This window comes from Streptomyces sp. NPDC001890, from assembly GCF_042891445.1.
GTDB lineage: Bacteria > Actinomycetota > Actinomycetes > Streptomycetales > Streptomycetaceae > Streptomyces.
Genome location: NZ_JBIATE010000018.1, coordinates 120338 through 133746, shown reverse-complemented (window position 1 = coordinate 133746; position 13409 = coordinate 120338). Strand labels below are relative to the sequence as shown.

14 protein-coding genes are annotated in these 13409 nt (G+C 70.7%); 7 read left to right on the top strand and 7 right to left on the bottom strand.

Annotation, left to right across the window (positions count from 1 at the left end):
* Nucleotides 1-11 precede the first annotated feature (11 nt).
* Nucleotides 12-2186, bottom strand: a complete 2175-nt coding sequence (locus tag ACFYY1_RS31945; RefSeq protein ID WP_388591735.1) for a putative bifunctional diguanylate cyclase/phosphodiesterase — start codon at nt 2184-2186, stop codon at nt 12-14.
* On the bottom strand, nt 2183-3001 hold the full coding sequence (locus tag ACFYY1_RS31940) for an SAM-dependent methyltransferase (RefSeq protein WP_388591733.1): 819 nt from the start codon (nt 2999-3001) through the stop codon (nt 2183-2185). The genes ACFYY1_RS31945 and ACFYY1_RS31940 overlap by 4 nt, the downstream gene beginning before the upstream one ends.
* A 1020-nt stretch (nt 3002-4021) precedes the next feature.
* Between ACFYY1_RS31940 and ACFYY1_RS31935 the strand changes: the two genes are divergently transcribed.
* From ACFYY1_RS31935 to ACFYY1_RS31925, 3 genes are all read left to right on the top strand, one after another.
* Nucleotides 4022-4153 (top strand): hypothetical protein, encoded by a 132-nt coding sequence (locus ACFYY1_RS31935; protein ID WP_351252274.1) that lies wholly within the window; start codon nt 4022-4024, stop codon nt 4151-4153.
* Nucleotides 4154-4169: 16 nt separating this feature from the next.
* Nucleotides 4170-4937, top strand: coding sequence for a hypothetical protein (locus ACFYY1_RS31930; protein ID WP_388591731.1), 768 nt, complete (start codon nt 4170-4172; stop codon nt 4935-4937).
* 175 nt (nt 4938-5112) lie between these two features.
* Nucleotides 5113-5640 (top strand): hypothetical protein, encoded by a 528-nt coding sequence (locus tag ACFYY1_RS31925; RefSeq protein WP_388591729.1) that lies wholly within the window; start codon nt 5113-5115, stop codon nt 5638-5640.
* Nucleotides 5641-5753: 113 nt separating this feature from the next.
* On the opposite strand, the gene ACFYY1_RS31920 is transcribed toward ACFYY1_RS31925, so the two are convergent.
* Nucleotides 5754-6596, bottom strand: a complete 843-nt coding sequence (locus tag ACFYY1_RS31920) for a polysaccharide deacetylase family protein (protein WP_388591727.1) — start codon at nt 6594-6596, stop codon at nt 5754-5756.
* A 201-nt stretch (nt 6597-6797) separates the two neighbouring features.
* On the opposite strand from ACFYY1_RS31920, the gene ACFYY1_RS31915 reads away from it, so the two are divergent.
* The 3 genes from ACFYY1_RS31915 (at nt 6798) to ACFYY1_RS31905 (ending at nt 9559) form a co-directional block, all read left to right on the top strand.
* Nucleotides 6798-7259 carry a universal stress protein gene (locus tag ACFYY1_RS31915; RefSeq protein WP_259929010.1) on the top strand — a complete coding sequence of 154 codons (462 nt, stop codon included), beginning with the start codon at nt 6798-6800 and terminating at the stop codon, nt 7257-7259.
* 109 nt (nt 7260-7368) lie between these two features.
* On the top strand, nt 7369-8811 hold the full coding sequence (locus ACFYY1_RS31910) for an amino acid permease (RefSeq protein ID WP_388591725.1): 1443 nt from the start codon (nt 7369-7371) through the stop codon (nt 8809-8811).
* A 178-nt stretch (nt 8812-8989) separates the two neighbouring features.
* Nucleotides 8990-9559, top strand: a complete 570-nt coding sequence (locus ACFYY1_RS31905) for a sigma-70 family RNA polymerase sigma factor (RefSeq protein ID WP_388591723.1) — start codon at nt 8990-8992, stop codon at nt 9557-9559.
* Here the strand turns inward: ACFYY1_RS31905 and ACFYY1_RS31900 are convergent.
* Nucleotides 9493-9690 (bottom strand): zf-HC2 domain-containing protein, encoded by a 198-nt coding sequence (locus ACFYY1_RS31900; RefSeq protein ID WP_388591721.1) that lies wholly within the window; start codon nt 9688-9690, stop codon nt 9493-9495. The two genes, ACFYY1_RS31905 and ACFYY1_RS31900, sit on opposite strands and share 67 nt — an antisense overlap.
* Before the next feature lie 125 nt (nt 9691-9815).
* Here ACFYY1_RS31900 and ACFYY1_RS31895 point away from each other — a divergent pair, with 125 nt between their 5' ends.
* Nucleotides 9816-10334: a hypothetical protein gene (locus ACFYY1_RS31895; RefSeq protein WP_388591719.1), complete on the top strand. Its 519-nt coding sequence runs from the start codon at nt 9816-9818 to the stop codon at nt 10332-10334.
* Nucleotides 10335-10353: 19 nt separating this feature from the next.
* Here the strand turns inward: ACFYY1_RS31895 and ACFYY1_RS31890 are convergent, their stop codons facing one another.
* From ACFYY1_RS31890 to ACFYY1_RS31880, 3 genes are read right to left on the bottom strand one after another with little or no spacing between them, the layout of a single operon-like run.
* Nucleotides 10354-11544 (bottom strand): sensor histidine kinase, encoded by a 1191-nt coding sequence (locus ACFYY1_RS31890; protein ID WP_388591717.1) that lies wholly within the window; start codon nt 11542-11544, stop codon nt 10354-10356.
* A complete protein-coding gene (locus tag ACFYY1_RS31885; protein WP_388591714.1) occupies nt 11541-13022 on the bottom strand; it encodes a cation acetate symporter in 1482 nt (493 codons plus the stop codon). Before ACFYY1_RS31885 ends, ACFYY1_RS31890 begins: the two co-directional genes overlap by 4 nt.
* Nucleotides 13019-13381 carry a hypothetical protein gene (locus ACFYY1_RS31880; protein WP_266727491.1) on the bottom strand — a complete coding sequence of 121 codons (363 nt, stop codon included), beginning with the start codon at nt 13379-13381 and terminating at the stop codon, nt 13019-13021. Before ACFYY1_RS31880 ends, ACFYY1_RS31885 begins: the two co-directional genes overlap by 4 nt.
* Nucleotides 13382-13409: the final 28 nt, after the last annotated feature.

The following is a 13409-nucleotide window of genomic DNA, read 5'->3' as shown; positions in this document are numbered from 1 at the left end:
ACCCGCCCCCCTCACACGGCGTCGGCCAGGCGCAGCGAGTGGATCCGGTCGGGCGCACCGGGCCGGGCGTAGTACCAGCCCTGTGCCGTGTCGCAGCCCAGCTTGCGCAGCTGCTCCGCCTGGGCGCCGGTCTCCACGCCCTCCACCGTGACGGCGAGGTCCAGGCTGTGCGCCAGCGAGACGATCCCCTCGACGATCTTCAGATCGACCGGGTCCGCCGGGTGCTGCTGCATGCCCATGGTGAAGGAACGGTCCAGCTTGAGCACGCTCACCGGCAGCCGGCGCAGATTCGCCAGGTTCGAGTACCCGGTGCCGAAGTCGTCGAGCGCTATGTCCACGCCCATTTCGGCCAGTTGCCGCAGCGGCTTGAGCAGGTCGTCGTCCGCGCCGATGAGCGCGGACTCGGTGACCTCCAGGCAGAGCGCCCCGGGTTCGAGCCCCGAGCGTTCCAGCACGTCGACCGTCTCGGCGACCAGCTGCGGATGGTGCAGCTGGGTCGGTGAGAGGTTGACGTTGATCCGCAACGGCCCGCCGTCGGTGTGCCGCTCCTGCCAGAAGTTGGCCTGCCGTACGGACTCCTCCAGCACCCAGCGGCCCAGCGGCACGATCAGCCCGGTGTGCTCGGCGAGCGGGATGAAGCGGTCCGGGCCGAGCACCCCGTGCTGCGGATGGCACCAGCGCACCAGCGCCTCCGCGCCGTGCACCGTGCCGTCGTCGAGGTGCACGAGCGGCTGGTACTCGATGAAGAACTCGCCTCGGTCCAGGGCGGCGGGCAGCGCGGTGGTCAGCCCGTGCCGGGTGATGGCACGGGCGTCGGCCTCGTCGTCGGCGAGCTCGAAGCGATTGCCGCCCGCCGACTTGGCCCGGTACATCGTGATGTCGGCGCTGCGCAGCACCTCGGCGGCGTTGCGCTCGCGGGCCGGTCCTTCGACGACCCCGATGGATCCGCGTACGGTCAGCTCGCGGCCGTCCAGGCGGATCGGGGTGCCGAGCACACCGAGGATGCGGCAGGCGAGTTCGGCGACCTCCGTCTCGGTGTCGGGTCCGGTGGTCAGGGCCACGAACTCGTCGCCGCCGAGCCGGGCGACCATCTCGCCGGGCGCGGTCGCACAGCTCTGCAGCCGGTCGGCCACCTCGACCAGCAGCCGGTCCCCCGACGCGTGGCCGAGGCTGTCGTTGATCGCCTTGAAGCCGTCCAGGTCGAGGTAGCACAGGCCGAACCGGCTGCTGTCGGCGGCGGACAGCGCCTTCTCCAGCCGTTCGAAGAACAGCGTCCGGTTGGGCAGGCCGGTGAGCGCGTCGTGGGTGGCCTCGTACCGCAGCCGGAGATTGAGCAGCCGGCGCTCGGTGGTGTCCTCCATCAGCGCGAGCTGGTACTGCGGCTTGCCGTCGGCGTCACGCAGCAGCGACACCGTCAGATTGGTCCACAGCACGGTCCCGTCGTTGCGGTAGTACGGCTTCTCGACCCGGTAGTGCTCGCGTTCGCCGCGCACCAGCTCGTCGTAGTACTTCCACACGTGCGGCGAGTCCTCGGGGTGGACCCATTCGTTGAGCCGGTGGCTGCGCACATGGTGGTCGAGCCCACCGAACATCCGGGTGAGGGTGTCGTTGACCTCCAGCACCTTGCCGTCCAGGTCGGCGATGCCGATGCCGATGGCCGCGTCCTTGAAGACGGCGCGGAAGCGCGCCTCGGTCGCGTGCAGCGCGTGTTCGGCGTCGGTGCGGGCGGTCAGCGCCGATCGGGCGATGGCCTCCTGCTCGGCGAGGGTGCGCTCGCGCAGCGCCTGGGTGAAGCCGGCCGCGAGGGTGTGCTGGATCCGCGCGCAGCGGGCCCTGGCGTCCTCGGTCGACAACGCCGTGGCGCCGTTGCTTCCGCAGTAGAGCACCAGGTACGAGTCGATGACGCCGAGCGTGCTGCTCAGCGCGTCCGGGTCGGTGCAGTGCGCGGTGACCAGGGCCGCCCCCACCTCGACGGCGGGCGCCGCGTCGAAGGGCCGGGCGTGCAGGATGTCGCTGAGCTCGCGGGCGAGCGGCAGCAGATGCTGTTCGAACTCCGTGCGCGTCAAGGAGGTGGCCGTCGAGGGGAAGATGGCCCGGCTCCAGATCGTGGCGAATCGCCGGAGCCGATCCTCGGGGCCGTCGGGATCCGTGTCCGGCGCACCGGACGACTGGGCGGGGATGCTCACGCCTTGCGTCCCACTCCCGCGAAGCCCGAGAACGCGTATGGGTCCTCCTGCTCCGCCCCCACCCGGGCGTCCGGGCGCCAGTTCGGCATCGATACGAGGCCGGGCTCGACCATCTCGTACCCCTCGAAGAAGCGGGCGATCTCGTCGCGGGACCGCATGACCAGAGGGTTGCGGATGTTCTTGTAGACGTCGACCGCGCCGCCCGCCTCTTCCCGGGTGAGCGGAACGCCCTCGTACGAGGCGTGGGTCATGACGACGATGCTGCCGGGGGCGAGCGCTTCGCGCAGTTCGGCGAGCGCGGCCCGGGGGGCGTCGGAGTCCTCGATGAAGTGGAGCACCGCGACCAGCAGCAGGGCCACCGGGCGCTCCAGGTCGAGCAGTCCGGAGATCTCCGGGCTCTTCACGATCTCCTGCGGGCTGCGCAGATCGGCGCCGGCGATCACCGCCCGGTCGTTTCCTTCGAGCACGGCCCGGCTGTGCGCGACCGCGACCGGGTCGTGGTCGACGTACGCCACCCGGGCCTCGGGGTCGGCGGCCTGGGCGACTTCGTGCACATTGCCGAAGGTCGGTATTCCGGAGCCGATGTCCAGAAACTGACTGATGCCCTCGCTCACCGCGTAACGCACGGCTCGCCGCATAAAGGCGCGATTCGCCTGCATGATCTTGGGGAGTCCCGGCATGAACTCCATGGCCTTGCGTGCAGCTTCCCGGTCCACCTCGAAATTGTGCGATCCGCCCAGATAGAAGTCGTACATTCGAGACACGCTGGGCACTGAAATGTCAATGCCTTGCGGTGCCCAGGCGGGACGCTCCATCGATGTCTCCAACAAGTCGCCACGGCGATCCGGCCATGTTCATGGTCAGTGTTGTCCAGAGGCTACTGATCGACTGCCAAGAGAGCGAGCGGAAACGGAAATTACCCGTCCGTTATTGGTCACACACCAGTGGCATGTGCAACCGGGCCGTCGCTGCGGGTGACATTCGTTGCCGGGCCGGTCCCGGCGACGTCTCCGCGAGCTCCATGCGCCGTCGCAGCCTTGGTTGTTGATGAATCCGGTGAGGCCACCGGTTACGCATCGGCGGATTCGGTTCCGGACCGGCCGGCCGCCGATGTACCGGCAGTTGTGTCCGTCGGATCGATTGACGGTGACAAATGCCTTGGCCATGACGCCTTTGGAAGCATTCTTTACCAATGAGGCAATGCCCGGTCACTTCACCGCCACTTCACCGGTCCGGCCGGTGGGAGGCGTCAACTTCCGTATGGCTCGTCCCAGTTGCGAAGAGCACGCGCACCGCCCATGACGTCGGGCACCGGCCCCGTCCCGGCCGCGTTCCGCCTGGTCCCCGACTCTCCCCCGACGGCAAACACCCACCGCTCCAGGTCCCCACCATCAGGCGAATCACGCCCGCGCTCCGCGTGTCCCGCGAGCTGCCGGAACATGCTCCCGGTCGTGTACGGATCACTCATAGGACGGCTCACGGCAGTCGTCGCCCTTCTCTGGCTGCTCGGCACCCCGGCACCCGCGGTCGCGGACAGCTGCGCGTACGCCTCCATCGGTGAGAGCGGCGGCAGTTCATCGGTCGCCACGTCGGGCGACGGCAGTTGCCACGCGGGCCCGGTACCCGAGCCGACGCCACCACCCACGCCACGGCCGGCGCCGCCTCCGCCTCCGCCTCCGCCGCCACCTCCCCCGCCACCACCGCCGCCTCCGCCCGCACCGCCTCGGGTGAAGCCGGCGCCCGTGCCGCCACCCCCCGCACCGGCGCCGGCACCCACGCCGTCCCCCACACCGACGCCCTCCCCCTCGCCGTCCGTACGCCCCACACCCCGGCCCGTGGCGCTGCCCACCTACCGCAAGCCACCGCGCAAGGTCGTGCGGCACGGCACCTCCCTGGTCAACCTCACCCTGCTGATCACGGCGCCCGCGGTGTTCGCCGTCGCCGTACTGCGTCCCCGCTCCCGCTGACCTCTGGAGGATCACCATGTCGGAATGGCTTGTTCTCGCCCTCGCCATGGGCGCGGCCTGCGCCGTCGTCCTGACCATCGCCGTGCTCAACAACCGCCGGATCGGGGAGGACGACGACCCGTCCGAGACCCCTGACGTCATCGAGTACATGACGATGATGATCGGCGTGGTCTACGCGATCGTGCTGGGCCTCGCCATCGCGGGCGTCTGGGAGGGGCGTGGCGCCGCGCAGGAATACGTACGTCAGGAGGCCCAGGCGCTGCACGAGGTGAGTGTCCGCTCCGCCGTCTACCCGGCCGAGGTGCGCTCCCGCATCCGCGCCGATGTCGACGCCTACGTCCACCACGTCGTCGACGACGAGTGGCGGGCGATGAGCGAACACGGCAGCCTCACCGCCGAAGGCACCCGTCTGCTGGCCAAGGTGCGCGCCGACGTCACCCAGTACCAGCCGCGGAACGACCACGAAGGGCAGGCATATCAGCCACTGGTCGACGAGGTGGCCGCGGCCGACGACGCGCGCAGCGCGCGCGGGCAGAGCGCCGGTGCGACCATGCCCGGCGTGGTCTGGTTCGGCCTGATCATCGGAGCCCTGGTGACCATCGGGCTGATGTTCACGCTGCAGATCCGCAGAACGTTCCGCGAACTCCTGCTGGCGGGCCTCTTCAGTGTTCTGATCGCCTTTCTGCTGTTCCTGATCTGGGACTTCGACTCCCCGTTCGGGCGGGGGATCTCGGCCACCGCGGCGCCGTTCCTCGATCTGTTCCCCCGCGCCGCGGGCGGGTAGCGGTCCGTCAGAAAACGGCCGGAGTGCGCCGCTCGGGCGAACCCGGAGCCCGAGCGGCGCACTCCGATCGCGAGCGGTATGCACGGCTCCTAGCGTTTGACACGTCGAGGTGCATTTCTGACGCTTTGTGGAAATTCGTTCCGCACGTGCTCCTCGGGGATCCGGAGGCTCACCCATGCGCGCAATAGGCGTCGCACCCGTCGCCCTGCTCGGCGCCGCCGCTCTCGCCCTGACCGCTCCGTCCGCCACCGCGTCCGGAACGAAGTCGGGAGGCGCGCCCTCTGCGACCGGGTTCACCGTCACCCCGTCGGTGATCGCGCCGGGAAGCCGGGTCACCCTGGCCGCCCGGGGGTGCTCCACGACCGCAACCGCCGGCTCGGCCGTCTTCGACACCGTCACCATCCCCGCGGGTGGCACCGGAGCGGCCACGGTCGACTGGGACGCGAGACCCGGCGCCTCCTACGAAGTGACATTCATCTGCAGCACGTCGCCCGACCCCACGGCGAAGTCCCGTCTCACGATCGCCGCGGCTCCCGCACCGGCCGGCCGGCCGGCGGTGGCTCCGGCCGGTACGCAGGGCGGGCTCGGTGGCGGCATCGGCACGATGGACGCCGCGGAGATCGCCGCCGGAGCGGCGGTGGTGGCAGCGGCCGCCGGCGCCGTCCTGGTGGCACGCCGTCGCAGGGAGCGCCGATCGCACTGACAGCAGGGTAGGTGCCGACCGAGAAGTCGCCCCGGGTCCCGTAGCGGGACCTGGGGCGACGGGCGTTTCGGACCGGTCCCCACGCCGGCGCCGAAGCCGCGGCCCCGTCCCGCTCAGCGGCGCTGCGGCACCGTGACGAGGTAGCCGTCGTCGAGCAGTTCGGGCAGGTACCTGCGCAGCGCGTCCACGCTTTGCGAACGGTCTCCTCCCGCGTCGTGCGACAGCACGACGACGCCGGGCGCGGCCCCTTCGCGGACCCGGCGGACGATGGTGCCGACACCGGGTTCGGTCCAGTCCAGCGTGTCCACCGTCCAGGCCATCGGCTCCATTCCCAGGGCGGCACCGATCTCGAACGAGTTGCGGTTCCACGCCCCGTACGGTGCCCGGTACCAGAGCGGTGCGGCGCCGGTGATCTTCTCGATCACCTCGCTGGTGGCGCCGAGCTCGTCACGGACGCCGGCCCGGGACAGCTTGGTGACCAGGGGGTGGGTCCAGGAGTGGTTCCCGATGGTGTGTCCCTCCTCGGCGATGGCACGCACCAGGTCCTGGTTGTCCCGGGCCATTTCTCCGCAGACGAAGAACATCGCGCGGACATCGTGCTCGCGCAGGGTCGCGAGGATGTGCGGGGTGTACAGGGGGTCCGGCCCGTCGTCGAAGCTGAGCACCATGGCACGCCCGATCCCGGGCAGTTCCTCGAACGGCCTCGTCCGGACCGGCGGCGTCCCCGAACGGAGACGGGTCGGGGTGCCCTCGGTCATGGGCTGGAGCCGGTAGCCGGTGGGTGCGGCCCGGACGGTCGAACCAGGCCCGGCCGCTCCGGCCGCGGAGGGTGCGGGGGTCCGGGCCGGTGTCCTGGCCGGATCCGCGACGATCATGTGAACGGCGGCAGTCGCGCCGAGTCCGGCGGCCAGTCGCAGCAGCGCCCTGCGCCCTGACAGCCTCTGATCATATTGCATGACCAACTGCTCGCACGGCGACGGATCCATCTGCGCCACCGACACCGACTCCGGCCGGTTTTGCACCCGATGGAGGGACCCCGGCGGGTCATCCGGCACCCCCAGCCGAAGCCGTGGCGGCGGGGTCATCCGGCATCCCCGGCCGAGGCCGCGCCGCAGCCCGCTCCGGAGTCGGCCCGAGCAGCGGATAGCCTCACTGCCGTGACAGAACCGCAGCCTCATAAGTTCGAACGTGGCACAGACGGCCCGAAAGTGATCGTCGCAGGCCTCGACGGGTCCGATTCCTCCATGCGTGCCGCGGCCTACGCTGCGGGGCTGGCCCGCCGTCAGGGCGCCATGCTCGCGCTCGTCTACGTCCAGCCGGTGCTGCCCGCGGGGGCCGCGCTGGGCGCACCGATCGCCGATACGACCGGCGAGGTCGCGGAGGGGCTGGTGAGCGAGATCCGGGAGGCTACCCGGCGGATGAAGGACATATGGGACGTGCGCTGGGAGTTCCACACCTTCCGCGGCGACCCCTACAACGGACTCGTGACCGCTGCGGACGAACTGAAGGCGGACGCCGTCGTCGTGGGCGCGTCGGAATCGGCCGGGCACCGGTTCATCGGCTCGGTCGCGATCCGGCTGGTGAAGGCGGGCCGTTGGCCCGTCACGGTGGTCCCGTAGGCATCGCGGAATCCTTCATTCCGGCGGACGGCACGCCGTCTTCCGCACCGGCTCCGCCTGGGCCATCATGAGCGCCCGTCAGGGACTGCCGTCAGCGGAGAGGTGACTCATGGCAAGGCTCCGAGTGGGCGAGGGTGTACTGCGCCGCAAGCCGATCGGGCAGATCGACGAGAAAGGGCCTGCGGCGGATGCCTCCACTCAGCTCACCAGAACGCTCGGACTGTGGCAGCTCACGGCCATCGGCGTGGGCGGCATCATCGGCGCGGGCATCTTCACCCTCGCCGGCACGGTGGCGAACGGCACCGCCGGTCCCGCCGTCCTGATCTCGTTCCTGATCGCGGGTGTGGCGAGTGCCGCGGCCGCCTTCAGCTACGCGGAGTTCGCGGGCCTCATCCCGAAGGCCGGCTCGGCCTACACCTATGGGTACGCGGTGCTCGGCGAGCTGGTGGGCTGGTTCATCGGCTGGGACCTGCTGCTGGAGTACACGGCGATCGTGGCGGTGGTCGCGATCGGCATCTCCGGCTACTTCAGCTTCCTGCTCGGGGAGATGGGGCTCGAAGTACCGAAGTGGATGCTGGGCGCGCCCGGCACCGGCGACGGCCACAAGGTGGACCTGTTCGCCGCGCTGCTCTGTCTGCTCGTCGCGTACCTGCTCACCCTCGGCATCAAGAACGCGGCGCGCTTCGAGACAGTCGTGGTGGTCCTGAAGGTCCTGGTCGTCCTGCTGGTCATCGGCGTCGGTGTGTTCCACATCAACACCGCCAACTACGACCCGTTCTTCCCGTTCGGGATCAGCGGGGCCTTCACCGGTGCGGCCACGGTGTTCTTCGCGGTGTTCGGGTACGACGCCATGTCGACGGCGGCCGAGGAGTCCAAGGACGCCCAGCGCCACATGCCGAAGGCGATCCTGTACTCCCTCGGGATCTCCATGGTGCTCTACGTGGCGGCGTGCCTGGTACTGACGGGGATGCAGAGCTACGAGGACATCGACCCGGAGTCCGGATTCTCCACGGCCTTCAAGTCGGTGGGGCTCGACCGGCTCGCCGATGTGATCGCGGTGGGCGCGATCATCGGCATCCTCACGGTGATGTTCACCTTCATGCTCGGTGTGACCCGGGTGTGGTTCTCGATGAGCCGTGACGGACTGCTGCCGAAGTGGTTCGCCAAGACCCACCCGACCCGGCACGTGCCGACCCGGGTGACCTGGATCGTCGGTTTCGCCTCGGCCCTGATCGCCGGGTTCCTGCCGATCGGCGAGGCCGCCGAACTGACCAACATCGGCATTCTGCTGGCGTTCGTCGTGGTGTGCATCGCGGTGATCGTGCTGCGCTACAAGCAGCCGGAGCTGCCGCGCACGTTCCGCACCCCCGGGATGCCGTTCGTCCCGGCGCTCGGGGTGGTGTTCTCGATCTGGCTGATCACCTTCCTCCAGTGGCAGACCTGGGTGCGCTTCGTGATCTGGTTCCTGATCGGTCTGGTCATCTACTTCGGCTACTCGTACCGGAAGTCGAACATGGCGAACACCTCCGGAACGGGGACGGGGACGGGCTGATCGGGTGATCGGGCGGCGGCCTCCCGGCCACCGCCCGACCGTTCACCGCACCATTCGCCGCACTGTGCGACCGCTCGTCGCACGAGGCCGCCCGCCGCCTGTTCCTCGGCGCCCGGATGCGTTCGTATACGCCAGTCGGCAGCGAAGCCGCAGGGCCTCGGCGGAAAGGGCGTTCACGATGACCATCACGACGACCGATGAGCGGACCCTCGCGGATCTGCAGCGGGAGCACGGACCCGCCCTCCTCCATTTCCTGCTCGGTCTGACCTTCGGCGACCGGCAGCGCGCCGAGGACCTGCTCCAGGAGACCCTGGTCCGGGCCTGGCAGCATCCGGAAGCCTTCGACGCCCCGTACGACTCGATGCGGCCCTGGCTCTTCACGGTCGCGCGGCGGCTCGCGATCGACGCGCGCCGCTCCAGGCAGGCCCGGCCGGCCGAGGTCGGCGACGCCGTGCTGGAGACCACCCCGGCCTTCGAGGACACCGCCGACGCCACGGTCTCGGCACTCGACGTACGCGACGCGGTACGCACCCTCAGTCCGGAGCACCGCGCGGTCCTCGTCCAGATGTACTTCCGCGGGCTCACCGTGGACGAGACGGCCCGGGTCCTGGGTATTCCGGCGGGCACGGTCAAGTCGCGTTCCTACTACGCGCTGCGCCGGCTCTCCCACAGCCTCCCCGGCTACTCCCGCAGGTCCTCCTCGCGCAGCAGGGCGAGCAGCGAGACGGCCTCCGCGGCCTCCACGTAGTCGGCGGCGCAGCGGTCGCAGGACTGCAGATGGCGACAGACCGTGCGGGTCTCGCCGGCCGTGAGCGCGTCGAGTACGTAGGCACCCAGCACATGGCGCACGTGCGGGCCCTCCCCGGGATCGGTGGTCATCGCATCCTCGTGTCGTCGACGCATCCGGTGGTGACGGATCCTGCCCTTCTGGCCACGCGGGGCGCGCTCCCCCGGTTCAATGCTCCGTGAAAAGCGGTGCCGAACAGAGAAAGAGGCGAGACGGGATGCGCCCGGAGCGTCAGGATGGAACCGGTGGGGCCGGGCTGCTGGTCCCGATGGCCTGGATGTACGCGGAGTACATCGCCGACGAGTTGCTGCGGACCGGCGATCTGATGGAGCCGTCCACACTGGAGTACCGAGCGGGGCGCGATGCCCTCGCGCTCACCATATTCCTGTCGGACGGCGCGGTGGCCGACGCGCTGCCCGCGGCCCGGCTGGACGAGCTGCGCCTGCTGACGGCGTACGGGGCGACGTGGTGCGGCTGGGTCCGTGAGCGGCTGGACGTGCTCGACGCGGCCCCGGTGGCCGGCCCGGCGGGCCCGGATCCCGATCTGGCCCTGGCCCGCGCGGCCTGGCGCTGGCTGGAGGAGACCGAGCTGCTCGCGGCCGACCTCGACGCCATCGCGCCGCCGCCGTGGGAGCCGGTGGGCGACGGGCCGGACGCGGAGGAGGCGGCCCAGGTGTGGACGCCGGCCTGGCAACTCGGGCTGCCGCTGGGGCATCTGGCGATCCATCTCCACTGACCGGGCCCCGCTCGGCCGGTCAGGAACCGTGCACCCCGGCACGGTACTTCGGCAGCCGCACGGTGATCTTCATCCCGGCGCCGATGCCCGTCTCGATGACGAGGCCGTAGTCGTCCCCATACACCTGGCGCAGGCGTTCGTCGACATTGAGCAGTCCGATTCCGGTGGAGTGGCCGCCCTCGCCGCGCAGGATGTGGCGCAGGCGCTCCGGGTCCATTCCGGTGCCGTCGTCCTCGATGACGACCTCGGCCTCGGAGCCGGCGTCCAGGGCGCTGATGGTGATGCGGCTGGAGGTGACGGCTCCTTCGAGGCCGTGCTTGACGGCGTTCTCGACGAGCGGCTGGAGGCAGAGGAACGGCAGGGCGACCGGCAGCACCTCGGGGGCGACCTGGAGGGTGACCAGGAGCCGTTCGCCGAAGCGGGCGCGCACCAGTGCCAGGTACTGGTCGATGGAGTGGAGTTCGTCGGCGAGCGTGGTGAAGTCGCCGTGGCTGCGGAACGAGTAGCGGGTGAAGTCGGCGAATTCCAGCAGGAGTTCGCGGGCCCTTTCCGGGTCGGTGCGGACGAACGAGGCGATGGCGGCGAGCGAGTTGAAGATGAAGTGCGGGGAGATCTGGGCCCGCAGCGCTCTGATCTCGGCCTCGATGAGCTGGGTGCGGGAGCGGTCGAGCTCGGCGAGCTCCAGCTGTACGCAGACCCAGCGGGCCACCTCTCCGGCGGCGCGGGCCAGCACCGCGGATTCGCGCGGGGCGTAGGCGATCAGGGTGCCCAGTACCCGGTTGTCGACGGTGAGCGGCACGGCGACGGCCCAGCGCAGCGGGCAGTCCAGGTCGTCGCAGTCGCTGCGGAAGGCGGTGTCCCGGCCGCTGGCGAGCAGGTCCTGCACCTGGTCCATGACGTGACGGCCGTGGTGCTCGCCCTCTCCGTCCCAGACCAGGACCCGGTCCCGGTCGGTGAGGCAGAGCGCTTCCGTGCCGAGCAGGGAGCGCAGCCGGCGGGCGGACCTGCGGGCGCTCTCCTCGGTGAGCCCGGCGCGCAGCGGGGGTGCGGCGAGCGAGGCGGTGTGCAGGGTCTCGAAGGTGGCGTGCTCGACGGGGGTCCCGACGTCGCTGGTGCGCAGGGGCCGGGCGGTGCGGCGGCCGAGCAGGAAGCCCGCGCCGAGCAGCAGCAGGGCGAGCAGGACGAGTGCGGCGTATCCGGCGCTCGTCATCGGTGCCTCCCCGATGTCAGTGCTTCGGGCAGGTGGAAGCGGGTCATGGCGGCGTTGGTGCCCGGGGGTATCCGGCCGGGGGTGGCGAGGGACACCAGGATCATCGCGAGGAAGCCGACCGGCACGGACCAGACGGCGGGCCAGGCGAGCAGGGTGTGGGGCCAGCCCGGCGGGCGGACCGCGCCGCTGACGGTGATGGCGACGGACAGGAAGGCGGAGCCGCCGCCGAGCAGCAGTCCGGCGATGGCGCCGGGCGGGGTGAGCCGCCGCCACCAGATGCCGAGGACCAGCAGCGGGCAGAAGGAGGACGCGGAGACGGCGAACGCCATGCCGACGGAGTCGGCCACCGGCACCCGGCTGACGATCAGCGAACCGGCCAGCGGTACGCACATGGCGAGGACGGTGGCCAGCCGGAAGTGCCGTACCCCGCGCGAGGGCAGGACGTCCTGGGTGATGACCCCGGCGACGGCCATGGTGAGCCCGGAGGCGGTCGACAGGAACGCGGCGAACGCGCCGCCCGCGACGAGCGCGCCGAGCAGGTCCCCGCCGAGTCCGCCGACGATCCGGCCGGGCAGCAGCAGCACGGCGGCGTCCGCGTCCCCGCCGTGGATCAGCTCGGGGGCGTACAGCCGTCCCAGTGCGCCGTAGACCGGGGGCAGCAGGTAGAACACGCCGATGAGGGCGAGGACGGCCACCGTGGTGCGGCGGGCGTCGCGGCCGTTGGGGCTGGTGTAGAAGCGGACCACGACGTGCGGCAGTCCCATGGTGCCGAGGAAGGTCGCGACGATCAGCCCGTAGGTGGCGTACAGCGGGTGGTCGGCGCGGAAGACGGAGAGCTGCTCGTCGAAGCTGACGCGGGGTCGTCCGTCGCCCTGCCAGGCGAGCACCAGGAAGATCGCGGGCACCAGGAGCGCGGTCAGTTTCAGCCAGTACTGGAAGACCTGGACGAAGGTGATGGAGCGCATGCCGCCCGCGGCGACGGCGATGACGACGACGGAGGCCACGAGCACGTCTCCGAGCCAGCCGGGCGCCCCGGTGAGGATCTTGAGCGTCAGCCCCGCGCCCTGGAGCTGCGGTACGAGATAGAGCCAGCCCGCCGCGACCACGAAGACGCTGACCAGTCTGCGTACCTGCCGTGATTCCAGCCGTCCTTCGGCGAAGTCGGGCAGTGTGTACGCCCCCGAGCGGCGCAGCGGTGCGGCGACGAAGACCAGCAGCACCAGATAGCCCGCGGTGTAGCCGACCGGGTACCAGAGCATGTCCGGGCCGTGCACGAGCACCAGGCCGGCGATGCCGAGGAAGGAGGCGGCGGAGAGGTACTCGCCGCTGATGGCGGCGGCGTTGAGCCGGGGCCGTACGGTGCGCGAGGCGACGTAGAAGTCGGAGGTGGTACGGGAGATGCGCAGTCCGAAGCCGCCGACGAGGACGGTCGCGAGGACGACGGCGGCGACCGCCGCCACCGCGTACGTTCGGCTCACTGTGCGGGGCGGCCTTCCACGAGCCGGGCGAAGTCGCGTTCGTTGCGCTCGGCCCGTCGCACGTACCACCAGGCGATCAGGGTGAGCGGCGGGTAGGCGGCGAAGCCGAGGACCGCCCAGACGAGCGCGGCGCTGTGCAGGGCCTCGAAGACCAGTGGCAGCGTCCCGACGACCACGGCGAGGACGGTGAACGCGGTGAGTCCGGCGCGCAGTTGGCTGCGCATCAGCGAACGGACGTACGCGCCGCCGAGCGCGGTCTGCTCGTCGATCTCCGACTGGGTGCGGTAGCGCGGCAGCGGGCGCACCCGCCGGGGCTCCCCCGTCACCACTTCGCGCCGGGGCGCTGGCTCTGCGGACATGGGCCCGGAGTGTATGCGGCACCGGACC

What these genes read in the sequence shown, in the direction of transcription:
- ACFYY1_RS31895 (WP_388591719.1), top strand. Translation starts at nt 9,816, where the DNA reads ATGCGCCCGGAGCGTCAGGATGGAACCGGTGGGGCCGGGCTGCTGGTC.
- ACFYY1_RS31880 (WP_266727491.1), bottom strand. Translation starts at nt 13,381, where the DNA reads ATGTCCGCAGAGCCAGCGCCCCGGCGCGAAGTGGTGACGGGGGAGCCC.
- ACFYY1_RS31900 (WP_388591721.1), bottom strand. Translation starts at nt 9,690, where the DNA reads ATGACCACCGATCCCGGGGAGGGCCCGCACGTGCGCCATGTGCTGGGT.
- ACFYY1_RS31925 (WP_388591729.1), top strand. Translation starts at nt 5,113, where the DNA reads ATGCGCGCAATAGGCGTCGCACCCGTCGCCCTGCTCGGCGCCGCCGCT.
- ACFYY1_RS31890 (WP_388591717.1), bottom strand. Translation starts at nt 11,544, where the DNA reads ATGACGAGCGCCGGATACGCCGCACTCGTCCTGCTCGCCCTGCTGCTG.
- ACFYY1_RS31905 (WP_388591723.1), top strand. Translation starts at nt 8,990, where the DNA reads ATGACCATCACGACGACCGATGAGCGGACCCTCGCGGATCTGCAGCGG.
- ACFYY1_RS31930 (WP_388591731.1), top strand. Translation starts at nt 4,170, where the DNA reads ATGTCGGAATGGCTTGTTCTCGCCCTCGCCATGGGCGCGGCCTGCGCC.
- ACFYY1_RS31940 (WP_388591733.1), bottom strand. Translation starts at nt 3,001, where the DNA reads ATGGAGCGTCCCGCCTGGGCACCGCAAGGCATTGACATTTCAGTGCCC.
- ACFYY1_RS31910 (WP_388591725.1), top strand. Translation starts at nt 7,369, where the DNA reads ATGGCAAGGCTCCGAGTGGGCGAGGGTGTACTGCGCCGCAAGCCGATC.
- ACFYY1_RS31920 (WP_388591727.1), bottom strand. Translation starts at nt 6,596, where the DNA reads ATGCAATATGATCAGAGGCTGTCAGGGCGCAGGGCGCTGCTGCGACTG.